17 protein-coding genes are annotated in these 24,600 nt (G+C 32.2%); 4 read left to right on the top strand and 13 right to left on the bottom strand.

What is annotated here, in order from left to right; translation table 11 throughout:
- The first annotated feature begins 337 nt into the window (after positions 1-337).
- Positions 338-1,087: a Nif3-like dinuclear metal center hexameric protein gene (locus tag ERCIPSPA2889_RS03035; protein WP_157989445.1), complete on the top strand. Its 750-nt coding sequence runs from the start codon at positions 338-340 to the stop codon at positions 1,085-1,087.
- 547 nt (positions 1,088-1,634) lie between these two features.
- On the opposite strand, the gene djlA is transcribed toward ERCIPSPA2889_RS03035, so the two are convergent.
- Positions 1,635-2,462 (bottom strand): co-chaperone DjlA, encoded by an 828-nt coding sequence (djlA, locus tag ERCIPSPA2889_RS03030; RefSeq protein WP_157989355.1) that lies wholly within the window; start codon positions 2,460-2,462, stop codon positions 1,635-1,637.
- A 1,591-nt stretch (positions 2,463-4,053) separates the two neighbouring features.
- On the opposite strand from djlA, the gene lptD reads away from it, so the two are divergent.
- Together lptD and surA are read left to right on the top strand one after the other, a co-directional pair.
- On the top strand, positions 4,054-6,396 hold the full coding sequence (lptD, locus tag ERCIPSPA2889_RS03025) for an LPS assembly protein LptD (protein WP_157989354.1): 2,343 nt from the start codon (positions 4,054-4,056) through the stop codon (positions 6,394-6,396).
- A gap of 60 nt (positions 6,397-6,456) precedes the next feature.
- Positions 6,457-7,737 carry a peptidylprolyl isomerase SurA gene (gene surA, locus ERCIPSPA2889_RS03020; RefSeq protein ID WP_157989353.1) on the top strand — a complete coding sequence of 427 codons (1,281 nt, stop codon included), beginning with the start codon at positions 6,457-6,459 and terminating at the stop codon, positions 7,735-7,737.
- Positions 7,738-8,436: 699 nt separating this feature from the next.
- Here the strand turns inward: surA and ispD are convergent.
- The 9 genes from ispD to cysJ all read right to left on the bottom strand — a co-directional run bounded on the left by ispD (position 8,437) and on the right by cysJ (position 19,941).
- Positions 8,437-9,627 (bottom strand): 2-C-methyl-D-erythritol 4-phosphate cytidylyltransferase, encoded by a 1,191-nt coding sequence (gene ispD, locus ERCIPSPA2889_RS03400; RefSeq protein ID WP_157989352.1) that lies wholly within the window; start codon positions 9,625-9,627, stop codon positions 8,437-8,439.
- Between the two features lie 196 nt (positions 9,628-9,823).
- Complete coding sequence (locus ERCIPSPA2889_RS03010; RefSeq protein ID WP_157989351.1) at positions 9,824-10,045, bottom strand: septum formation initiator family protein; 222 nt, start codon at positions 10,043-10,045, stop codon at positions 9,824-9,826.
- Between the two features lie 203 nt (positions 10,046-10,248).
- Positions 10,249-10,854, bottom strand: a complete 606-nt coding sequence (gene cysC / locus ERCIPSPA2889_RS03005; RefSeq protein ID WP_157989350.1) for an adenylyl-sulfate kinase — start codon at positions 10,852-10,854, stop codon at positions 10,249-10,251.
- A 31-nt stretch (positions 10,855-10,885) separates the two neighbouring features.
- Entirely contained in the window at positions 10,886-12,286 is a 1,401-nt protein-coding gene (cysN, locus tag ERCIPSPA2889_RS03000) for a sulfate adenylyltransferase subunit CysN (protein WP_157989349.1), read from the bottom strand.
- A gap of 9 nt (positions 12,287-12,295) precedes the next feature.
- Positions 12,296-13,204, bottom strand: coding sequence for a sulfate adenylyltransferase subunit CysD (gene cysD / locus ERCIPSPA2889_RS02995; protein WP_157989348.1), 909 nt, complete (start codon positions 13,202-13,204; stop codon positions 12,296-12,298).
- Between the two features lie 37 nt (positions 13,205-13,241).
- The gene (cysG, locus tag ERCIPSPA2889_RS02990) at positions 13,242-14,630 is read right to left on the bottom strand and encodes a siroheme synthase CysG (RefSeq protein WP_157989444.1); all 1,389 of its coding nucleotides are present in this window, start codon (positions 14,628-14,630) and stop codon (positions 13,242-13,244) included.
- A 1,044-nt stretch (positions 14,631-15,674) separates the two neighbouring features.
- Positions 15,675-16,409, bottom strand: coding sequence for a phosphoadenosine phosphosulfate reductase (locus ERCIPSPA2889_RS02985; RefSeq protein ID WP_157989347.1), 735 nt, complete (start codon positions 16,407-16,409; stop codon positions 15,675-15,677).
- Between the two features lie 11 nt (positions 16,410-16,420).
- Entirely contained in the window at positions 16,421-18,136 is a 1,716-nt protein-coding gene (gene cysI, locus ERCIPSPA2889_RS02980) for an assimilatory sulfite reductase (NADPH) hemoprotein subunit (protein ID WP_157989346.1), read from the bottom strand.
- Positions 18,136-19,941, bottom strand: a complete 1,806-nt coding sequence (gene cysJ, locus ERCIPSPA2889_RS02975) for an NADPH-dependent assimilatory sulfite reductase flavoprotein subunit (protein WP_157989345.1) — start codon at positions 19,939-19,941, stop codon at positions 18,136-18,138. The genes cysI and cysJ overlap by 1 nt, the downstream gene beginning before the upstream one ends.
- A 625-nt stretch (positions 19,942-20,566) precedes the next feature.
- Here cysJ and queD point away from each other — a divergent pair.
- Complete coding sequence (queD, locus tag ERCIPSPA2889_RS02970) at positions 20,567-20,926, top strand: 6-carboxytetrahydropterin synthase QueD (RefSeq protein WP_157989443.1); 360 nt, start codon at positions 20,567-20,569, stop codon at positions 20,924-20,926.
- A 453-nt stretch (positions 20,927-21,379) separates the two neighbouring features.
- Here queD and queE read toward each other — a convergent pair whose 3' ends face one another.
- The 3 genes from queE to ERCIPSPA2889_RS02955 all read right to left on the bottom strand — a co-directional run bounded on the left by queE (position 21,380) and on the right by ERCIPSPA2889_RS02955 (position 24,448).
- Positions 21,380-22,051 carry a 7-carboxy-7-deazaguanine synthase QueE gene (queE, locus tag ERCIPSPA2889_RS02965; protein ID WP_157989344.1) on the bottom strand — a complete coding sequence of 224 codons (672 nt, stop codon included), beginning with the start codon at positions 22,049-22,051 and terminating at the stop codon, positions 21,380-21,382.
- Between the two features lie 234 nt (positions 22,052-22,285).
- A complete protein-coding gene (locus ERCIPSPA2889_RS02960) occupies positions 22,286-22,744 on the bottom strand; it encodes a DNA polymerase III subunit chi (RefSeq protein ID WP_157989343.1) in 459 nt (152 codons plus the stop codon).
- Between the two features lie 183 nt (positions 22,745-22,927).
- Complete coding sequence (locus ERCIPSPA2889_RS02955) at positions 22,928-24,448, bottom strand: leucyl aminopeptidase (protein ID WP_157989342.1); 1,521 nt, start codon at positions 24,446-24,448, stop codon at positions 22,928-22,930.
- Positions 24,449-24,600 lie beyond the last annotated feature (152 nt).

The following is a 24,600-nucleotide window of genomic DNA, read 5'->3' as shown; positions in this document are numbered from 1 at the left end:
TATATTATTAGATATAGTTATCAGAAATATATATTAAGGATGGTTATATGATATTAAATATTTAATATTATTTTTTTAGATTAGCGTGTTTATTTAAATTATACAGTTTAAAGTATCAGGAGTATGCTAGTAGGGTATATTTTTTATGTATCATATTATATAATAATGTATAGATACCTTGAGGATTATAATAATAATCTCTAACTCATTTACAGATCATTTTATCAAGAAAGGCATCTTGTGTTATTGATTCGATGTAATGATTTTTCTAGACATTTAGTATAAAAATATAGGCTAATTATGGACAAGATATAAAATAACGGGATGAGTTGTTATGATGTCTAATTCTGAATTAGAAAAAAAGGTCAACCAGCTTCTACATACTGAGACTTTCAATGATAATGTGATCAACGGTCTTCAGGTAGAGGGACGTAAGCAAATTAAGAAAGTGATCACTGGCGTTACTGCTTGTTATGATTTATTAAATGAAGCTATTCGATTAGATGCAGATGCGATTGTAGTACATCATGGTTATTTCTGGAAAAATGAACCTGCTGTTATAAAAGGCATGAAACGACAGAGATTAAGAGCACTTCTGATGAATGATATTAATCTCTTTGCTTGGCATATGCCACTAGATGTGCATCCAAAATTTGGAAATAATGTAAAACTAGCAGAATTGTTAGATATTGAAATAAAAGGGAATATAATGAACCCTTTAGTTCTATGGGGAACCACTCAGAATCCAGTAAGTGCAGATAGATTTAAAAATCGTCTTTCTGTGGCGCTAAAACGAGAACCTTTACACTGTTATGCAAATAACGCACCATTATTAATTGAATGTATAGCTTTGTGTAGTGGAGGTGGGCAGAGATTTATTGATAAAGCTGCTGATTTTGGGGTTGATGCGTTTATTACTGGTGAGATATCAGAATACACAGTACATAGTGCGCGGGAGCAAGGTTTACACTTTTTTGCTGCAGGACATCACGCTACTGAACGTGGTGGGATTCAAGCGCTAGGTGACTGGCTATCGATGCAATATAATCTTGAGGTTATATTTATTGATATTGATAATCCTGCTTAATATTCTTTATGTTAAAGAGAAATAATCAATTTAAAATTATTAGTATAATAATACTATATAGATTCATATTAGAAAAAAATATTTTTTTTATTAGAATTTTTTTTATTATATTTTATAGATTAAGTTCCTGAATAAAGTAGTAAAATATGTATTTTTAATTGTTATTATATATAATTACATAATAACACAAATATTAAAAAACTGTGCTCAAGAAAAAAATATAAGATAAATTGTAATAATATTATAAAAAACATTTATAAATTATAATAACATACTTTTCAACTTATTATTTATAAAAATAGTGAAATGTTTCATGAAAATAATTGATTTTTAATAAAAATAAATCAATGCAAGTATTATATTATAGATCGTATGGTATTTGTATAATACAATAATATATATTAATCACTATCTAGTTAGATATTTATTAATATCAAAGCACATATTTATATTCACCGAAACGTTTTACGTATTATAAAATTTGAACTGACATGAATATATATATTTTTTACTGAAAAATTTTTTCTATTTTTAGCTAGGTCAAAGATTATTTAAAACCTTTCTTCCGCTTAATGAGGTTATAAGCTGCTTGTAGTGCTTGTGTTTTTTGTTTTGCCATTTGCATCATCTCTGGAGGTAAGCCTTTTGCCACTAATTTATCTGGATGATGTTCACTCATTCTTTTACGGTAAGCTCGTTTTATTGTGGTGGCATCGTCGTTACTTGAGACTCCAATCATAGTACAGGCATCCTCTAGTGTAGGTCCTGTTGTTTCTGGATTGTAATGATTTGTCTTTTTTGAGGATGTGTCATTTTGATAGGTTCCTCCAAACTGTTGCCCGCTTTCCATCATCTGTAAAAACTGATCAAATTGTGTATGTGATATTCCTAGTTCTTCAGCAATAATATATAATATTTTTCGTTCGTTAGGGTGTAAAATCCCGTCAGAAAAAGCTGCTTGCATCTGAATTTCAAGAAACATGCGTAGTAGATCAAAACGATGAACACAAGCGATACGTAATTCACGTAGTTTATCTCGCATAGGGTAGTTTACACTTTTTCCCTGGCGGAAGGCATGTTGTGCTTCTGTACGACTCACTTCATCTAATTTCATTCGATCCATTAATTGGGATACTATTTGAATGTCTGCATTTGTGACTCGTCCTTTTGATTTAGTTAAATGCCCTAAGACTTGAAAAGTAGTAAAAAAAAATAGAGATTGACGTATTTTTTGATCAGACATATCGTGTTGATAAGTAGATGAGCGAGCTCTATCAAACATATATCCCATAAAAAGACCTATTAAGATACCCCAGAATCCTAAACCGGACAGTATACCCCAAGCCATTCCTAACACTCTTCCCCAATAGTACATAAACTCCTCATTAGGTCATCATATTTCTGAGATCTCTTGAAAATATTAACTTCTACTTTTTAATATAAAAGAGAATCAATATGTATCAACATGGTGTGATATATTTTACAAATATAATATATGTGGGATTTTTTCTATGTTGTGAGACATCATCTCAAAAAAGTTTTTAATATTTTTTTAAATAAGAATATTAAAAAAACTGTTGTGACTCGTATCATTAATCTCTTAATCTATTATAGGAATCTTAAATCTCTTTAAATTTTTGAAGTTTTACTTAGGTATATCTATATCTATAATGTGTACTATCCATTTAGTATAAATTGATATTAGCATGATATGTTCTGTAGTTAATTAAACCGCATAAGCTTTTTCTGGTGAATTTTAGTAGTAGATGCATTTTATATTTGCCATGATATAATCATAGATTTATGAGAGACTGTTTTTATCTATAGGTTTGGCTATTTCTAAAAATTAATTTTATTGCTTACATCAATAACCTTATAGAGGCACAAGTTAAACCCTGTATTATTATATAAATATTTTGGGAAGTTTTCATGTGATGTGATTCTCGTTAGTTAATAATATGCTATAGGATACTATCCTGTTATTATCTACCATGGTTCAATAAATTATGACTAAGTTATCATATGATTAGATGGAGAGGTTTTACTATCAAAAACCAATTGTATTATATTCTTAAATAAACCAGTATTCTTAAATGAAAATAATGTTTTATTATAAACTACGTATATATAAGTATATTACTTTTCTGTGCATTTTGATTACACAGCATTACTAGTAGTATGTGTATAATTGAGTGTTTTATTTTTGATTTCTTAAAAAATATATTATACATATTTTCTTTTGCGTTAATAAAGAACAGTTTTACCTAAAAGAATGCACTACTTTTGTTCCTTGATTCGAAATAGTTACCAAAGAGTTAACATTAGATATAACAATAACTTTCTTTCACAAATACATAAAAATATTATAAAAACATCTAAAAATTTTAGAAAAATATAAAATTATAATTTTATATTGCTAACAGAAATAAAAAGAATAACATATAAACATATATAATGATATATATCATTAACTGTAAGAATATCTTATTCTTTATTAACGTATCCGTATTTCTCATCATAGAGGATATTATTATGACTAAAATAGTACACGTATCATTCCAGAATAATATTTTGATGTAAGTATATATAGTTTTTGTATAATGATTTACCTAATATAGATCATATTTCTTTGTTTTATCTGATAGACTGACAACAGACGTTTATTGTGAGACATATATATGGTCGTAGAGTATACTTTAGATGGGTACTAGATTGAATAAGTATCTTTAAATATTCTAATGATTAGAGTTAATTTTTGAAAAGTGACATATTAAGGATACAATCTATAATGGTAGAGTCTGATTTTTCAAATTACTTTCACTTTTTGAAACATATAGGTTATTTTTGATTTTATTTCATTATAATATAGAGAATATCATAGATATCTGAGTTATATAAATACAATATTAAAATATTATCTATATATGAGAAAGAATGTTAGTTTTTAGGGAATTTTAACACGGTGCATGAATATAAGGCTATTTGTATTGTTGATTGCGTTACTTAGATTAGTATTTGCTAGTGAGAAAACGTTAGCCAATAACCTAATAATAGAACCAATTCTTAAGGGTCATCAAGATGATCATTTGCTAATTCAGAAAAAAGGGATAGACCAGTTACCTGTAGTCATTCACTCAGATACAGCTCAGGGCACTTATCCAGATAACGTAATATTTAGTGGTCATGTTGATATTCAGCAAGGAAGAAGACATATTACATCTGAGAGGCTTCAAGTTAATCGTTTTGTATCTAAAGGTACAAAAAGCCCGACAAATACTGTCATTGCATCAGGCAAGGTATGCTATTATGATAATAAGATAATGCTGAAAGGTTTGAGAGCTTGGTCAAATCTAAATACTAAAGATACTAATATTTGGGCAGGTAATTATCAAATGATTGGTCACCAAGGAAGGGGTATGGCCGATCAAATACAGTTACGAAATTCTCATCGTTATACAATTCTAAAAAATGGAACTTTTACCTCTTGTCCAATAGGGCAAGATAGTTGGCATATTGCGGGATCAAAGATTATTTATGATCACGATGAACAGTTAGCTGAAGTTTGGGGTGCGCGCTTTAAACTGGGATCTATACCAATTTTTTATAGCCCTTATTTTCAAATACCGGTAGGTAAGAAAAGTCGTTCTGGTTTTTTAACTCCTCGTGCATATTATAATAAAAATGGGGGTTTTCAATATTCTCTTCCTTATTATTGGAAGATTACGCCAAGAATGGATACTACATTCATGGCGCATTATATTAGTCGAAGAGGCATACAGTGGAAAAACGAGTTCCGTTATCTTATAGGTGGTAGTGGTACTATCGAATTTGACTATTTAAATCATGATGTTATTCATAAGATGGAACATATCAAGGCTGGTAGATCTTTTAATAGATGGTTATTTCACTGGCAGAACAGCAGTGTATATTTAGAGAATTGGCGATTTAAAGCTGACTATACAAAAGTGAGCGATCCGTATTATTTTTCAGATTTAGATTCAATTTATGGCACAACCAGTGATGATTATATGACTCAAAAGCTTAGCTTTGGATATACTGAACATAATTGGGATGCGCTGGTATCAGTAAAAAAATTTCAAAGTTTGTCAGTCAAAGATCAACAGGATACTTATAGTGCGGAACCACAATTTGATTTGAATTATTACTATCGTTATTTTTATCCGTTTTATGGACATTTATACACTCAGATTTCAAGATTTGTTAACGCGGATTCACATATGCCGAGCGCGATGCGTTTTCATCTAGAACCAGATATTAAGTGGTCTCGTATAAATGAATGGAATGCAATACATGCTTCAGCAAAATTGTTTGCCACACATTACGAACAATATAATATTCAATATTATAATTTAAAAAAACAACACACGATCAAATTACAAAATTCAGTGAACAGAATTTTACCACAATTAAAAATTGATGGAAGCATGCGATTTGAGCGTAAGATGAACTGGTTTTCAGATTACAGGCAAATGATAGAGCCTAGAGCGCAATATCTCTATATTCCATATTGTGATCAGAGTTCTATTCAAGCTTATGATTCTACGCTTTTACGTAGAGACTATTATGGTCTGTTTCGAGAGAGTACGCATAGTGGACTAGATCGAATCACTTCTGCAAATCAAGTAGCTACTGGTTTTACTATGCATGTTATTAATCCTAATTTGTTAGAGCGTTTTAATTTTTCTGTAGGGCAAATTTATTCATTTAATGCAGTACATGGTCCTCGAGATTTTCTTCGGAATCACACTAGAGGTTCTGTCGTATTAGCAAGTGACAGTTATTGGAAAATCACTGATCATTTAGTAATACGCGGAGGAGTGCAGTATGATGTGCATGTAGATAATATCTCTCAGGGGAACACGATTCTAGAATGGCGTTATGATTCTAGACATGTTTTACAGTGTAGTTATCGGTATACCAATGCAGAGTATATGAAAAATATCCTGGCACATTATAGTAATCAGGATCGATATGAGAAAGGCATATCACAAGTAGGTGCTATTGCTACCTGGCCCATTATGAATACATGGTCTCTGGTTGGAGCTTGTTACTATGATTTAAAAACTGGATCAATAGCTGATCAATTAGTAGGTATGCAATATACCTCCTGTTGTTATGCGGTCCGTTTAGGTTATGAACGTAAAATTAACGGCTGGGAACAGAATCAGAGTCAATATGATAATAAAATTTCATTTCATATTGAACTACGTGGTGTGAATTCCGATCATGAATTAGATTCTAGCCAAATATTATCTCAAGGTATTTTACCTTATCAAAAAATCATATAATATTATGATTTATAAAATATCACTAACTCAAAAAGTAGGAGAAGTGAGAATGGATAAAATATGATGAAGTGGAAATTATTAATTCTTGGTGTATTATTAATGCCTAAAATGGTTTTTTCAGAACCAAAAGTTTTAGATAGAATTGCAGCTGTTGTAAATCATAATATAATATTAGATAGTGATGTGGGTAGTATAATACGATCTGTAAAAATACAAGCACAAAAATCTGGTAAAAACTTACCTCATATAAATATTTTGTATTCTCAGGTTCTGGAAAAATTAATAATAGATAGGATTTTACTACAAAAAGCAGAAGAGTCTGGTATTTATGTTAATAATGAGCAATTGGAAGAGGCGATTTTAAGTATTGCTAAAAATAACCGACTAAATATAACCCAGTTACATAATTATGTGGAACAGCAGGGATTAAACTATGCTGCTTATCGTGAACAAGTACGCCAGGATATGATAATAGGAGCATTTAGTAATAGCGAAGTGCGACGTCGTTTAAGTATACCGCCTCAGGAGGTGGACTCATTGGCTACGCAGATATCTTTGCAACAACGTTCTAGAGTTAATTTTAATCTTACTAGTATTTTTTTGCCATTACCTGTAAATTCAACACAAGAACAACTAAGTAACCAAAAAAAAATTATTCAACAGTTAATTCAAAATATCACTAATGGTGTAGATTTGAATAAAATATATACCTTAAAATTTAATACCTTACAGCCTATTCAAAGAATAGATATGGGTTGGAAAAGAATACAAGAACTGCCATCTCTATTTTCTCAATCTTTAGTGCTTTCACATAAAGGTGATATTATTGGTCCGATTAACTCTGGTACAGGTTGTTATATTTTAAAAGTTAATGATATCCGTGGTGATAATAATCAGGCATTAGTGACTGAGTTATATGCCGATCATATTTTACTTAAACCATCAGTAATGATGTCCAATACTGAAGCAAAAAAAAAGTTATTGTACGTTTCAATGCATGTAAATAATAAAAGATCGTTTAATAAAATTGGAAAAAAGTTTGCGAAAGAGTTTGGTTCATCATGTGATATTAATGATTTAGGTTGGATCTCAGTAGAAAAGTTTGATCTAGAGTATCGAGACATGCTAAAGAATCTTACAATTGGCCAGATTAGTCAGCCAGTTCATTCTATATTTGGGTGGCATGTAATGCGTATTCTTGATATTCGCATAATAGACAAAAGTTATGACATGCAAAAAGAAAAAGCTTATCGTTTATTATTTAATCGTAAGTTTTACCAAGAAATGAAAAATTGGATGCAAGATGAGAGAAATTCTGCCTATGTTAAGATTAGCACTTAAAAATTCAATATATAATTAGACTGAAAAATTTTAACAAAAAAGATAAATAATCTTTATAAGATGGTAATTAATTTATTTTTATTGTGTGTGTTATGATTAGACTAATCAGTTGAGTTTGTTATGTATTTTTATAGTGTTAAGTAAAAAAGTTTTTACTTAAGTCTTTTATATCTAAATAATGAAGATTATAATAATAGATTATATTTAAGATTAATTCTATTTTATATAAATGCATTTATTAGATATTATTATTTATAAATGATAATTTTTACAATATAATATGTAAAGTAAAAAATATTTGATTAGAATGATTTAATATCTAAAATTTAGTTATAGAGGAAAATCAGTCTATATTAATTAATGATAATTAGATAGTTCTAAAGATGTGATTTTTGTGATTGAATAAAATTCGAATTAGTCTATAAATCTTAAAGAAGTGGTATAGAATTGGATATTTACAAGCTTTAACATGATTAGAATTATTAATGTTAGTTATAAAAAAATAAATTGTCATAATCTATAATTATGACAATTTATTTTTATTTCTAATGAGTAGCTTCTAGCTTTTTAATTGTTGGTTAATTTTTTTTAAAAAACATCAATGATATTGATTGTGGATAATATTTAACTTTTAGTATACAGATACTACATATAATCTAGGGTATTATTATTTATAATAGAGAATCTTGTTTAAATTGCTTACGATCTTCTTAACAATAAAACAGCTTCACAGGCAATGCCTTCTTTTCGCCCAATACAGCCTAGCTTTTCTGTAGTTGTAGCCTTGATGTTTACGCTATTTTTATGTATGCATAAGTCTTCGGAAATATTTATACGCATTTGTGTTATATAAGGCATGATTTTTGGAATTTGCGCAATAATTGTAAGGTCAATATTTTCGATTTGATAATGTTTTTCTGTAATACGTATAAACACTTCACGTAAAAGAAAACGACTATCTATTCCTTTGTAGAGAGGATTGTTTTCGGAAAAAAGAGTGCCCAGGTCCCCTAGGGCTGCTGCGCCAAGTAATGCATCAGTAAGTGCATGCAGCGCTACATCACCATCAGAGTGAGCTAGAAGTCCTTGATGATTAGGAATCAGAACACCACAGAGCATGAGTGGTCTAATACCGCCAAATGCATGCATATCAAAACCATGACCAATACGCATAGTATGTCCTGATAGATTAACGTTCGTAGAGAGATAATATTCAGCCAATGCTAAATCTTCTGGATATGTAACTTTTAAATTATCACTACGTCCTTTAATTAATTCAGGTTGATAGCCACAGCATTCCAGTGCTGATGCTTCATCAGTAATATGCTTCCCTAAATCAATTGCTTTTCTTAAGCAATTTAATAGCAATTTTAATGGAAATAATTGCGGTGTTAATGCATGCCATAAAGACTCACGTTGTTTACTAGTATAAATCTGATTACTTCCATTTACAGCCTGTTTAATGGTATCACGTACTGGAAGCGCTAAAACACCACCAATTTTGCTATTTAAAGTAAGACTTAGAATGCGTTGTAAGTCTTCTGAGTGTAAACAAGGTCGGGCAGCATCGTGTACTAATACCCATTGAACAGGTGGAGCCGCTTGGAGAGCTGCTAGTACTGAAGTAGCACGCCATTTTCCGCCGATAACAGTAGTGATACGTAAATTACGAGCCACTGATAGTTGATTAAAATATACATCTTCTGGATGTAACGCAACTATTATTTTTTTAATTTCTATATTTTGTAACAATACATTTAAAGTATGCTCTAGAATTGTTTTTCCGGCAACAGTGAGGTATTGCTTAGGTCGCTTAGATTGCATACGACTACCTATTCCTGCAGCAGGTACTATAGCGACTACATCTATCAATGAGGTATTATTTTCCATGATGTTTTATTATATATATATAAAAATATCATCTGCTTGTTTGATACGCTTATAGCGATAACCCTTAATCAGAGTATAAATAATAACTTTTCTGGTAGATTAGATTCAGTTTCTTAGAGTTATCTTAGTAATATTGTATGTACTATATATATAATCTAAGGTCATATAAAATTTTTATTTGTTGTATATTTCGTGTTTATTGAGTATTTGGCTCTTTAAGAATTTCGTCAGAATTATTTAAATCATTAATTCTCGATAAAAGTTTTTCATTTCTTTCTTTAAGAATAGAATTATATTCTTTTTGTAGTTTTAGATCGCTATTGATACGATAAAAACTATTGATTCCATTTTTTCCTAACCAAAGAGAATATTGCAGCCAACTTAAAAGAATTAGTAATAATAATATTAATTTACCCAAAATGCCTCTCTATTCAACGTTTTTCTATATTACATGGTTGTCACTATTTTTAGAAATAATTATTATCTTTCGAAATTGTAAAAAGTAATAATATTAAATTTTTTATTATATGCTTTAGGTAACATCGACCTAAATTATTACAAAATGCATAAAAGATTATTTTTTGCATTTGTGAAGAGACCATATATATCCCATCATTATTTTTAAATTGAAAGAACATTTCTTGAACGTAAAAATTCTAATACTTTGTCAGATAAATGTGACACTTTGTGTTCACCGTTTAGTCGTATTTCAGGTTGGATTGGAATCTGATACTCTGAATTAATACCAGTAAAGTGGGGTATTGTTCCGCTACGCGCTTTCTGATATAAACCTTTTGGGTCGCGTGCCTCACATATGGCGAAAGGTGTATCGATAAAAATCTCTACAAATTTCTCCTTTGTTAACATTTCACGCACCATTTGACGTTCGGAGCGATAAGGGGAAATTAATGCAGTCAGGACAATTAAACCAGCATCTACCATGAGTTTTGCCACTTCACCAACTCTTCGGATATTTTCATAACGATCAGGTTTATCAAAACCAAGGTCTCTGCATAAACCATGCCTTAAATTATCCCCATCAAGCACATAACTGCTTGCACCTAGCTGGTAAAGTTTTTCTTCTACTGATCCGGCTATGGTGGATTTACCTGATCCGGATAGGCCAGTAAACCATAAAACTATACCTTTATGACCATGTAATGTTTCTCGAGATTGGCAAGTAATTGGATGATTATGCCATATTATATTTTTCTGATCCTGTATCATGTTTCGCCTATGTTGTAAGATGAGATGTACGCTACTGCGGGAAATGACGACGTATAAGAGCCTTCAGCTCTATCTCAAAAGACTCATGGTTAATTCCGTTAGTATTGATAGGGTCTGATGATACTTGACGTATCATCCCAGCTCCTACAGTGGCGTTACTGAGACGATCGATGATAATCATTGAGCCAGTCACTTGATTTTTTTCGTAAGTATCAACTGAAAGAATTTCATCAAATATAATGTCTACACGACCTATTGCATTTAGCGGGAGATCTTTACTGGCATGCTGCGTAAAGTTATTAATATTTATCTGGTAACAAATTTTATCAATACGCATAGAGGTTAATTTATTAGCGATTTTTACATTAAAAATACTGCCTGGAATCAGTGGCTTTTCTGCCATCCAGACTATATCTATACTAGCACATCGGACTGGTATTAATGTATCCTCTGCGTCTATTAGAAGATCTCCACGGCTAATATCAATTTCGTTTTGCAATACTACAGTAATTGCTTCTCCCGCAATAGCATAGTCTAGATTACCATCAAATGTTACTATGCGAGATATATTGGACTTTATCCCGCTTGGCATAGCTTTTATTAATTGTCCTACTTGTAAAATTCCAGAAGAAAGTGTGCCAGAATAGCCACGAAAATCGAAATTTGGACGATTAATATATTGCACTGGAAAGCGTACAGGTTGTTTTATGATTTCGCGATGGACTTCAATAGTTTCTAGTAGTTTTAAAAGAGTTGAACCTTTATACCAATGTATCTGACCAGTGGCTCCAGTAACATTTACACCCTCTAAAGCAGATATAGGTATACAGTGAATATTAACAATAGAAGGCAGTTTAGTTGAAAAATTAAGAAAATCTCTCTGAATTACCTGAAAAATATCTTCTTTATAATGTACTAAATCCATTTTATTAATAGCCACGATTAAGTGTTTAATACCTAAAAGTGTAGCAATTAAACTATGTCGACGGGTTTGTTGTAAAATGCCTTTTTGTGCATCAATAAGTAGGATGGCTAGATCACAAGTAGAAGCGCCAGTTGCCATATTGCGCGTATATTGTTCATGACCCGGAGTGTCAGCGATGATAAATTTACGACGATTGGTAGAAAAATACCGATATGCAACATCAATAGTAATACCTTGTTCACGCTCAGCCTGTAATCCATCTACTAAAAATGCTAGATCTAGTTTATTTCCTTGAGACCCATGACGTTTGCTATCATTTTTTAACGATAGTAACTGATCGTCATAAATGTGTTTTGTGTCATGTAACAAGCGACCAATAAGTGTGCTTTTACCGTCATCTACACTACCACATGTAAGAAATCGCAATAGGCTTTGGTTTTTTTCTTTATATGTCCATATTTCTGAATTTTTCTGAGCGAGGTTATCTGTTGTAATCAAAGTGGTCATAAAATTTCCTTAGAAATAACCTTGTCGTTTTTTTAGTTCCATAGAGCTGGTTTGGTCGTGATCTATCATGCGACCTGTGCGCTCACTACTTGTACTGAGAAGCATTTCTGAGATAATAGCAGGTACTGTATTTGCTGTTGATTCTATTGCTCCAGTTAGCGGCCAGCAACCGAGGGTTCGAAACCGTACCATGCGTTGCTCAATAATTTCATCAGGTTTTAAATTGATTCGATTATCATTAATCACTATGATTATACCGTCACGTTTTAGAACTGGGCGAACATCTGCTAGATATAACGGAACAATTTTAATATCTTCAAGAAAAATATATTCCCAGATATCTATTTCAGTCCAGTTAGAGAGCGGAAATACACGAATACTTTCACCTTTATTAATGATTCCATTATAGTTATTCCATAACTCTGGGCGTTGGTTTTTAGGGTCCCATCGATGAAAACGATCACGGAAGGAATAGATACGCTCTTTAGCGCGTGACTTTTCTTCATCACGGCGGGCTCCTCCAAAAGCTGCATCAAAGCCATATTTATCTAGGGCTTGTTTAAGACCTTCAGTTTTCATAATATCTGTATATTGTGCACTACTATGCTTGAATGGATTAATACCTACTTCTTCCCCTATTGGATTGCGATAAACTAATAGTTCTAGACCCAGTTCTTTTACAGTATGATCACGAAATTCATACATTTCGTGAAATTTCCATCCAGTATCCACATGTAACAGAGGAAATGATATGGTACCTGGATAGAAGGCTTTACGTGCTAAATGTAACATTACTGATGAGTCTTTGCCAATAGAATATAACATTACTGGATTAGCGAACTCTGCTACAACTTCGCGGATAATATAAATACTTTCCGCTTCTAGTTGACGTAAATAAGTTAGTTTTTTTAAATCCATAATATGTCCTTAAGAAAAGTTAGAATATATAAACCTGTTATCCATGTATTTTCTTGGAATTCTGATACCATGCTAATTGTTGATGCAGGTTAACCACCGCACCTATAACTAATAAAGTTGGAGCGGAGGTATGTCGTGTGAGTTCGAATAGGTTTTTTAATGTTCCGGTTTTAACTTGCTGGTCTTGATGTGTTCCTCGGCTAATAACAGCCACGGGTGTTTTTAGATCGCGACCATGTCTGATTAATTGGTGAGAAATTTTATCTGCAGTTATAGAGCCCATATAAATCACTAACGTCTGATCCGAGTTAGATAGTGTTGACCAGTCTATGACTGTCCCATTGTCACGGCAATGTCCGGTAACAAATAAAACGCTCTGCGCATAGTCTCTATGCGTCAATGGAATGCCAGCATATGCAGTAACGCCAATAGCTGCGGTTACGCCAGGTACTACCTGAAATGGAATACCAGCTAATGCTGCCGCTTGAAGTTCTTCACCACCACGACCAAAGATGAAGGGGTCGCCACCTTTTAAACGAACAACTCTTTTACCTTGTTTTGCTAATTTTATTAACATATGGTTAATATCTTTCTGCGAAATGCTATGAGCATTAGCACGCTTCCCTACGCATATACGCTCAGCATCTCGTCTACCTAAGTTTAAAATTTCATCACTGACTAAATAGTCATATAATAATACATCAGCTAGTTGCATTGCCTGTAATCCACGCAAAGTTAGTAGTCCACTACTACCTGGTCCTGCGCCTACTAAAGTGATTTCACCTAGTGATACGTTTATATCACCTAACTGGCGATCTAAGACACGTTTTGCCTCATCTATATTTCCAGAGGCTATATGACTAGAGAATAAACCATTAAAAGCTTTATCCCAAAAATGACGACGGTCTGACAATATATAAAAACGCGCTTTAACTTTATTACGCCACTGATTTGCTATTTTTGCCATTTTTCCTATATGAGATGGTAATAAAGATTCTATTTTTTCACGTAATAATCGTGATAGCACAGGAGCTGTTCCACCAGATGAAATAGCTATGACCACTGGGGATCGGTCAATAATAGAAGGAAAAATAAAAGAACAGTTTGGTAGTTCATCAACTACATTAGCTAGTAGATATCGATCAGTAGCATCTTGATATATTCGACTATTTAGTTGAGAATCATCCGTGGCAGCAATTACTAGAAAAACTTGTGCAAGTTGGTTAGGATGATAAATTTTTGCTATCCATTGAACATTATTCGTTGCTATCATATCTAATAATGTCTTGGATAATTTACAAGACACAACCCGTACATTAGCTCCAGCCTGAGTTAGTAGTTGAATTTTTCGGGCTGCTGTTTTACCACCGCCTACTACTAGTACTGACTTTTGTCTTAGGTTAGCAAAAATAGGTAAATAATCCACATGAACCTTCATAGTAACATAAGCTGATACAGGAATATATGTGCTATTCTGAAGCGTAATAAAATTACTACTTGAAATAAGTAGTTATCAAATAAGTTTAACATAATGTAGTAAAAAATAAGTACTGTAATTTTTGATTTTAATAGAACAGTTAGTGCTATAAAATATTAAATATAATAACTACATCGTTTAATGGTCATTTCGGACATAGCAGTGATTTTAAAAATTTATCTAAGATAAATATCTTATATTGATAAATTTTTGTAGTTATTATAAATAATGAAAAAAATTATATTTATTTGAATAAAATATCTATTCATATTATTTAAGATTATTTCATGATACTTGAGTGGTTATAGATTAGAAACTATCAAAATATAGAAATTTTTTCTGAGCATTATCTTGGGTATGTGTGTTTTACATGACAGTACTTACGAGTACTGATAGAAAAGATAATTAAGAGTGTTATACTTAAAATTATTTGTACTAATGAAATATCACTCTTAGTACAGGCAGTTCATATTAATTTAGTGCTTTATATGTAACCAACATCCCATGAAGCATGAAATTTAATATATTAAATATTAATAACCTTAATGTTTTTTTGATAACTCTAAAATATTTTTTAATATTTATATTTTTAACATTTTAATTTATTTTAGGTTATTGAATATCTATACTACTATCAAGTATAAATAGTGAATTTGTGCTAAAAATATAACATATACCTTTATCAATACTACTAAGCATACCGGAAAAATGCTTTTAAGAATTCAATATTTAATATGGCTTTCTATATTTTTATATTGAGTGCGTACTAAAAATTCAAAAGTTTTATATATTTATTAATTTTTTGTATGTTTTTGTAAATTTTTTATTTACTAAACTATTACTTATTGTAACATGATGAACTAATAAAATATTAAATTATATAAAATAATATCATAGAGTATACATACTTATTTTAAATATAAGTATAATACACTAAAGATTATTATGAAAGTCTTATATTTAAGATTGCCCTTAGTTATCACGAATACATTGTTAATCTTCATGTAAACCACACTCTCTTTTGAGACCAAAAAATCGAGTATCTTCTTCTTTCATTCCTGTTTCCAGTTTTTTTGTAGTATGAATATCTCCAACGGATGCATAACCAAGATTCCATAAAGGATGGTAATTAAGATTGTGTTTTTTAATATAATTAAAAATTTTTTGATCATCCCAGTCAATAATCGGAAGCAGCTTAAAAATACCATGTTGAATCGTAAGGATTGGTAGATTTACACGAGTGCTTGCTTGAGTGCGACGTAGACCTGCAAACCAAGTTTTCGCGTTTAATTCTTTAATTGCACGTTTTAGAGGTTCTATTTTATTTATCTGATTGTATTTTTCAATGCCTTCTATGCCTTGCTCCCACAATTTACCGTACCGTGATTCTTGCCAAGCTGGACTTTGCAAACAACGAAAGACATGCAATTTTAATTGCATTTGCTCGGTTAACTGATCAATAAACTGATAGGTTTCTGAAAAAAGATAACCAGTATCAGTAAGAACTACTGATATATCAGTTTTTTGTTGTGTTATGAGATGTAAACTCACAACTGACTGTATACCAAAACTAGATGTTAAAATGGCCTCTCTTGGTAGGTGTTCTAGCCCCCACTGAACACGCTCTTCAGGTGGAAGCTTAGTTAAATCATGATTAATATTCTCGAGTGCTATAGCACGTTCCTTTTTTGATAACTGGCATAGCTCAATAAGGTTAAGTATTTCCACTTATTTCTCCGTTATTGCCAAAAATCTCTGGCTGGGTCTAATATTGGCTTAATAAGGCCAGTTCGAACAATAAAATCACCAAATCCTTCATTAATTTTTCTTAAATTAGACCACTTATAAATTAATTTATCAAGGATTTTTAAGGAATCTTCTATGCTAATATTTTTTTGATATATACGAGGAATGCGCGTGCCAATACGATTGCCACCTAGGTACATGTTGTAGCGTCCAGGTGATCTTCCTATTAATCCAACTTCAGCTAGCAATGCACGGGCGCATCCATTAGGACATCCGGTAATACGCAGAACGATATACTCATCTTCTACGTTATATTTTTTCATAATTTTTTCTACATGTGTGACAAATTTTGGTAAAATTCGTTCTGCTTCGGCCATGGCTAGAGGACATGTTGGAAAGGAAACACAAGCCATTGAATGCTCCCGTTGATGGCTCGTATGTCCCATTAGGCCATATAATCGTGCTATTTTTTCAATGTTTTCTTTTTCTAATTGTGTTACTCCTGATACTATTAAGTTCTGATTTGCTGTTAATCTAAAAAAACCCTTATGAATTTTAGCGATTTCTGCCATACCAGTTTTTAAAGGGCGACCGGGATAATCTAAAAGTCGACCATTTTCAATAAATAAGGTTAAATTCCATTTATCATCCACACCATGCACCCACCCAAAACGATCCCCACGGGTTGTGAAGTGATAATGACGTATCGGCTCAAGAGTTACACCAGAACGATTTTCGACTTCAGTTTTAAAAACATGTGGGCCAACACGCTCTAGGGTATACTTAGTTTTAGCATTTTTACGATTAGTGCGATTTCCCCAATCACGCTGAACAGAAATGACTGCTTCGGCTATTTTGAGGAGGTTATTTTTAGATACATAACCAAATTCAGTTGCAGTTCTAGGATAAGTAGTCTTATCAGCGTGATCTATCGAGAGACCACCGCCCACTAACAAGTTAAAACCAGTTAATATTCCTTTTTCAATAATGGCAATAAAATTCATATCGTTTGCGTGTAGATCAACTTCATTATGCGGCGGAATTACAAATGTGGTTTTAAATTTACGAGGTAAGTAGGTTTTACCTAAAATAGGTTCCGAATCAGTAGTAGTGGCTTTTTTTTTGTCCAGCCATATTTCAGCATAAGCTTTGGTGCGTGGTAACAGATGCTCAGATATTTTTTTTGCATACTCATAGACTTCCTGATGAAATATAGATTCCATCGGGTTGGCGCTACATAATACATTACGATTTACATCATTGGCAGTACCTAGTGAATCTAAACCAATGCTATTAAGCATTGTATGTGCTAATTTTAGGTTTTTTTTTAAAATACCATGAAATTGAAAAGTTTGGCGATTAGTTAGACGAATGCTGCCATATAAAGTGTTTGCTGTAGCAAATTGATCTATAGCTAACCATTGTTCTGCGGTAATAACACCACCTGGTAAGCGACAACGTAACATCATGGCATGTTTTGCATCTAGCTTCTGTTCTGCGCGTTCAGCCCGAAGATCGCGATCATCTTGTTGGTACATTCCATGAAAACGAATTAGAAAAAAATTATCACCATGAAAACCACCACTGAGATTATTATTTAAATCTTCAGCAATGCTTCCGCGTAAATAACAACTTTCTGCCTTCATGCGTTCAGCATCAACCAGCTTACCTTCAATTAGTAGCGGTCCACAATATTTTTTATTACTCATTAGTAGATATCTCTCTGATAGCGGCGCTGAATACGTAAATCACTTAATAAGTCACTAGCCTCCACTGTATTCATGGAACCAAATTTTGTTATAATTTCTATTAATGCTTTTTCTACACCTTTTGCCATATAATTTGCAGAACCACATATATAAAGATGTGCACCGTTTTTAATCCAATTCCATACTTCTTCACCATTAGAAAGGATTTTGTCTTGTATATAAATTTTTTGACTTTGATCACGTGACCACGATAAATCTATTCGAGTGAGTAGGCCATCTTTGACGTATCTCTGCCATTCTATTTGATACAAGAAATCTTCTGTAAAGCATGGATTTCCAAAGAATAGCCAGTTTTTACCAGTTGACTCTTCACATTCACGTTGCTGCATAAAGGCTCGAAATGGTGCAATACCTGTTCCAGCTCCAATCATAATTATTGGGGTTTGTGGGTTTTCTGGTAAACGAAAATTATCATTTTTTTCAATAAAAATACGTACTTCATCGCCTATACTTAAATGATCTGCTAAATAACTAGAAGCCCCTCCGGCTCTATCACGTCCATCTATGCGAAAGCGTACGACACTAACAGTAATATGTACTTCATTTTCATTTTCTTTTTGTGAAGATGATATGGAGTATAATCGTGGAGTACACGGACGTAGTATACTAATCAGTTCCTGGGCACTTATCTGCTTTTTAGAAAAGCGAATCATATCAACAATAGGTGTGTTTTGCGCATATTGTTGCAATGATGTATCTTTGCTATTCACCTGTTTTAATAAGATCTCACTTTTTGAAAACTTAGCATAGTTTTCAACTATTTTTGGCGTATTGACGGTCAGCTCAAAATGTTTCTTTAGTGCCTCTGCGATGGGAAGATTATCTCCTTTTACTGAAACCAGCTCTTCCCCTGTAAGCGATAAGAGTGTTAGGAATTCTTGTACTAATAAGGTGTTATTTTCAAACCATACGCCCAGGGCATCGCCTGGTTGATAGCGCAAATTAGAATGCATGAGGTCTATTTCAATATGGCGTACGTCCTTTGTTGATTCTCGCCCGGTAATTTTTTGATTAACCAACAAACGTGCTTTTAGTGGCTTATGTTTAGTATACGTTATATAGTTAACTGTATTAGTGTTATCTTTTATCTCATAATCTATTTGGTCAGATGTAAGAAGGACCCGTTTTTTTAATATCTGGATAAGTTGCGTGCGCCATGTTTGAGCTTGTTCAGAATATTCTACATCAGCATCTACGCGATCAAGAAGACGCTCTGCGCCTAATTCAGCGAGTCTTTTATCAAAATCTTTACCCGCTTGGCTAAATAGTTCATAGGAGCTATCTCCTAACCCAAATACTGAAAACGCAAGAGAATTCATTGTAGGCGCTTTTTTAGATATCAAAAATCGATATAATGCGATTGCTTCTTCGGGTGGTTCACCATTTCCCTGTGTGCATGTGATTAAAACTAATAATTTTTCACGGCTGATATGTTTAAACTTATAATCACAAGCATGGATGTGCTTTACGTTTAGTTTTTCTGCTAGGCACTCACTACGTAATTTTTCAGCAAGATTACGAGCATTTCCAGTCTGTGAAGCAGATATGATTGTCACAGATTGAGGCTGGGTAGGTTTTAACGTAGTGTTGGAGTCATTGTGTTTTTTTTGGTGCATCTTCCCCCAGAAATATCCAGATAGCCAGGCTAGTTGAGTGACTGTACAATCATCTGTAACAGATTGTACATAAGACAGCTTTTCTGTTTCGATGGGTAGTATATTTTTTACAGGTACTTTAGTAGTCATTATATCAAAAATCCCAGAGTTAGAGATCGATATCGAGAAGGTAATGGTTAACACGTAAAACTGATAAAAGAGGGGTTATTCTCAATTTCACATAAAAAATTAATTAAATAATTATCTAAAGTATTATTTTATCAACAAAGAGATGATTTTGTTGCAAGTTAATTATTTGCATATTATGCAAAATAACGCTTTATCAGAATGTCTATTCTGAAATAAATGCACTAATATTACAAGTGAATATCTCACTGATTATGAGAAATTAGTATCTTCTTTCATTAGGAATTCTTGTATCATGTCTTTAGGTTATTTTTTGAAGGATAAAAACTAGTATCAAGATATAAAATTTATTTTATTAGTTTGAATATGCATGAAGTATGGTAGAGACTTATATAGTCTAACTATGTGAATATTTAACTATAATGGTAAAATTAAGCAGTCAGTAGTACATTAGTTAATGTGGAGATAGATATTTTGTAGATTATTTATTAGTTATAGTGATAAATCCTTAGATTAGTATGTTTTATCTCATGTGAAGCAAACGGTTTGTGTAAAACATTTTAAGGCATTTTTAAGATAAACTGGTAGATATTTTAGTCATCAATAAACATTTATAAAGTTAGGTGGTATAATGATAACATTGTTTAAAGATTTCAAATTTGAAGCTGCACATTATTTACCTTATGTACCCAATGGTCATAAGTGCGGTAATTTGCATGGGCACTCTTTTTTGGTTCGTATAGAAGTAACTGCGGAAATTAATCCCCGTACTGGTTGGGTAATGGATTTTTCTGATATTCAGCTTGCATTTCAGCCACTCTATACTCAGCTGGACCATGCTAATTTAAATCAAATACCGGGCCTTGAAAATCCCACCAGTGAGGTACTATCTATCTGGATTTGTCAAAAAATTAAACCAGCGCTTCCTTTTCTTAGTGCAGTTGTAGTGCAAGAAACTTGTAATTCTGGATGTATATATCGTATATAATATTATATATAATATATAAGAAAAAGATACGGTAATCAAGTTACTGTAAAGATTAGTAATTATTTATATAATATTATATATAAGATTTCCAGCTTACTTTTTATAGTGTTTATCATAAAACTGAGATTTGTGATTATTGATATTTTAGTAAATATGATATGATGAAATTAATAATGTATTTATTACTAATTTCGAATAATGCTTGTTCTTAGCTTATTTTTGTGACCTAATTTTCATTAGATACCATAGAATAATATTAGATGTGTATCTATAGCATAAGAATATTAAGCAGCATGTTATATCTCGAATACTACAATATAAAATGCATATAAAAAGATAAAAAATAGGATATCATTATAGATGATAAATGACTATCTAGGTTGTTACTTAGTTTTTGTAAAAATTATTATATATAATATAAAAACAGTTAGGTTGATTTTGAGATCATCCTAATTAAGGGATGTTGATATATTTGTGTGTTTGTATTGATAGACGCCAATTTTTTTGAATACAAGTTTTAATACAGAGCTGGATAGCGCTAGTTATATGATTAATGGGTTGTAACAAAATAATGCGTTTTTTTTCATCTGTAATTGTTTTAATGCAGTTAACTAATGCATCAATATCACGTTGACGACCAACAGGGTGTTTAATTTCATCGGCTCTTTTTAAAGCTTGATGCAATAGGCTATGGTTTTTATTTTTTTTGATTTTTGGAGAGACTGTAACCCAAGTTTCCATCGAGCATAGTATAGCATGTGTTCCGCTGGTTTCTATTTGACAAGTTAATCCAGTAGCTTGCAAGGCGATACTGAGTGGTCGTAGATCATACAGACATGGTTCACCGCCAGTTATTACGACATGCTTTGCTGTCCAGCCTAGGTTGGTTATAGTATCTAGAATTTCTGTGGTATCAGCTAACCCCCATGAGTTGTTATTTGAAATTTTTAAGGGAATCGATTCCCATGATATTTCCTTATGAGATAGTTTATTCCACGTATATTTAGTGTCGCACCATTGACAGCCAACCGGACATCCTTGTAGGCGTATAAAAATTGACGGAACACCCACATAAACACCTTCTCCTTGTAGGGTTTGGAATATTGCATTAATTGGGTATTGCATTTATTCCTCTATAATAATAATGAATATAGTTTTAATTTTGAAATAATTAAAATATATAGGTATGTAACATGTGACTAGTGTTACATGGGAATAATTTTTTATTTATTTCATGAAAATGATTACATAAAAATATAGAATATGTTCTGCATGTTGGTTTAGTAGTAAATACTATTTGATGGTTTATAGTTGTTTTTATTAAAAATCTGTAGTTTTTTTTATCCAATTATATGTAATTTAAGAATGAGATAGTTGTATAGTATTTAATTTAAAGCCTTGTTTATGATATTGCTTGTAACGCTCACGTGCTAACATCTTAGATGACTCTTCTAAGGGCACAAAGTCTATTATTTCATAAAAAGATAATATATAATCAGAACATTTTGTGAGTAGATTAATTACTACATCATATTTTTTACTAGAGTAAGAATCTTCCCATATAAGTTCTACCGGTGCGCCATGTTTTGGTCCTTCATTTGCTATGTTATGAGGTATAAAAGAATAAGGTACGTTTTTCCAGAGAATATTATCTAACCGAATCGCCTGTTTTTTGTTTTTACAGGCGATTAATACACGTTTTTTTTTATTATACCATGTTTTGTAAACTAACTTACAAATTAATTCTTCTTGGGTGGTGATGGTAAATAATTGTTGATTGCGTGCCAGAAGATAGAAGCTTACATGTTTTATTAGCATATATTTTTAAAACGTCCAATAATACAGTTATTAGGCATGATATGAGTTAAATCTTTCAGTTAAGTTAGCAAAACATGAAATAAGAAAAACAAGCAATTTTCCAGTATCATAATATACTAGATGTTGATTGTATGATTACATATAGCCTCATAGGTATATTTTTTCTTCATTTTGGGAGTAGTCCTAAGAGGATTTAGTTACACGATTAGCGCGATTAATTAAAAACTGAGATAGTAAAGCTACTGGTCGACCGGTAGCTCCTTTTTTGCATCCAGATTGCCATGCAGTGCCGGCTATATCTAGGTGCGCCCAATGGTACTTATGAGCGAAACGTGCTAAAAAACAAGCTGCGGTGATAGCTCCGGCATGCTTCCTGCCAATATTAGCTATATCAGCAACATTAGAGTCTAGTTGTTGTTGATATTGCTCTGTGATTGGCAGTCGCCAAATGTGATCTCCAGCTTGTTCTGCTGCAATTTTTAGTTCGTTTGCTAGTGGATTATAGTTGGAAAATAATCCGCTCATGTGATGTCCTAATGCAACAACACAAGCACCTGTTAATGTAGCTATATCAATCACTGTGTCTGGCTGAAAACGCTCAATGTATGTTAATACATCACACAATATTAATCGACCTTCGGCGTCAGTATTTAATACTTCCACTGTTTGTCCGGATAAAGTAGTTACCACGTCTCCTGGGCGATAAGCATAGCTACCTGGCATGTTTTCACAACCAGCCATAATTCCAATGATGTTAAGTGGTAAATTAAGCTCAACAGCTACACGCATAGCACCATATACAGATGCTGCGCCACACATATCATATTTCATTTCATCCATATTTTCGCTTGGTTTAAGTGAAATACCTCCAGTATCGAAGGTTACACCTTTTCCAATTAAGATGATAGGATGAGTTTTTGGATCTAAAGCACCTGAATATTTAATTACTGACATTAGAGATTCATTGCGCGATCCATGACCAACAGCGAGATAAGCATTCATGCCTAGCTCTATCATCTCTTTTTCTCCAATGGAATAAGTAGTTATTCTGTGGTTCCATTCTTTGGCTAGTTGACATGCTTGCGTAGCAAGATAAGAAGCATTGCAAATATTTGGCGGCATATTACTGATATCTTTTGCCATTTTAATGCTATTTGCAATAGCTAATCCGTGTGTTATGGCATGCGTTCCAATGCTAAGTTCGCTATTTGTAGAGAGACTAAAGATGACATTGTGCAATGAGGATGTTGGTAAATTTTTTTTATTTTTTAGCTGATTAAAACTATATACTGCATCGTGAGTCACTTCTATAGCATGACGTATTCTCCAGTATACGTTACAGCCTTTAATATGAATTGGTGTTTCAGTAAGAAAAACAATAGCTTTTGTTAATCCTGCATTGTTTAACACTTGAATAGTTTTGTAAATAATTTTTTTATAATTTTCTTGGTTGATGTCTCCTTTTTTACCACATCCAATTAGTAAAATACATTTAGAAAAAAGCTTTGGCACATGATGTAATAATAAGGTTTGTCCAATTTTACCTTGCATTGAGCTATCCATTAGTACAGAACGAATATAACCGTTACTAATTTTATTTAGTTTCTCAGCAATTGGTGATAGTCGTCGAGATGTAAAAATCCCTATTACCATACAGGTACTTTTGTGTTTATCTAAGTTACCAAGTCGAACAGTACATTTCATGTGCTCTCCTGTTTGTTTTTTTATAAATATCTATATAGTGATAATAGATAATGGTTTTTATATCGAAAAATATGCGCTACAGGTGCATGTATGCACAGAAGGAGTTTGTATCATAACGTATGCATGGTTCCCTTAAATTGTTATATAATTTG

The organism is Candidatus Erwinia haradaeae, from assembly GCF_900698985.1.
In the GTDB taxonomy this organism is placed as follows: Bacteria; Pseudomonadota; Gammaproteobacteria; order Enterobacterales; family Enterobacteriaceae; genus Erwinia_E; species Erwinia_E haradaeae_B.
Note: the sequence above shows the minus strand (reverse complement) of the source record. Positions and strands in the feature narration are given on the sequence as shown.

Excerpts from the sequence above, each read along its gene's own strand:
- ERCIPSPA2889_RS03035 (WP_157989445.1), top strand. The coding sequence starts at position 338 with ATGTCTAATTCTGAATTAGAAAAAAAGGTCAACCAGCTTCTACATACT.
- djlA (WP_157989355.1), bottom strand. The coding sequence starts at position 2,462 with ATGTACTATTGGGGAAGAGTGTTAGGAATGGCTTGGGGTATACTGTCC.
- lptD (WP_157989354.1), top strand. The coding sequence starts at position 4,054 with ATGAATATAAGGCTATTTGTATTGTTGATTGCGTTACTTAGATTAGTA.
- surA (WP_157989353.1), top strand. The coding sequence starts at position 6,457 with ATGATGAAGTGGAAATTATTAATTCTTGGTGTATTATTAATGCCTAAA.
- ispD (WP_157989352.1), bottom strand. The coding sequence starts at position 9,627 with ATGGAAAATAATACCTCATTGATAGATGTAGTCGCTATAGTACCTGCT.
- cysC (WP_157989350.1), bottom strand. The coding sequence starts at position 10,854 with ATGATACAGGATCAGAAAAATATAATATGGCATAATCATCCAATTACT.
- cysN (WP_157989349.1), bottom strand. The coding sequence starts at position 12,286 with ATGACCACTTTGATTACAACAGATAACCTCGCTCAGAAAAATTCAGAA.
- cysD (WP_157989348.1), bottom strand. The coding sequence starts at position 13,204 with ATGGATTTAAAAAAACTAACTTATTTACGTCAACTAGAAGCGGAAAGT.
- cysI (WP_157989346.1), bottom strand. The coding sequence starts at position 18,136 with ATGAGTAATAAAAAATATTGTGGACCGCTACTAATTGAAGGTAAGCTG.
- cysJ (WP_157989345.1), bottom strand. The coding sequence starts at position 19,941 with ATGACTACTAAAGTACCTGTAAAAAATATACTACCCATCGAAACAGAA.
- queE (WP_157989344.1), bottom strand. The coding sequence starts at position 22,051 with ATGCAATACCCAATTAATGCAATATTCCAAACCCTACAAGGAGAAGGT.
- ERCIPSPA2889_RS02960 (WP_157989343.1), bottom strand. The coding sequence starts at position 22,744 with ATGCTAATAAAACATGTAAGCTTCTATCTTCTGGCACGCAATCAACAA.
- ERCIPSPA2889_RS02955 (WP_157989342.1), bottom strand. The coding sequence starts at position 24,448 with ATGAAATGTACTGTTCGACTTGGTAACTTAGATAAACACAAAAGTACC.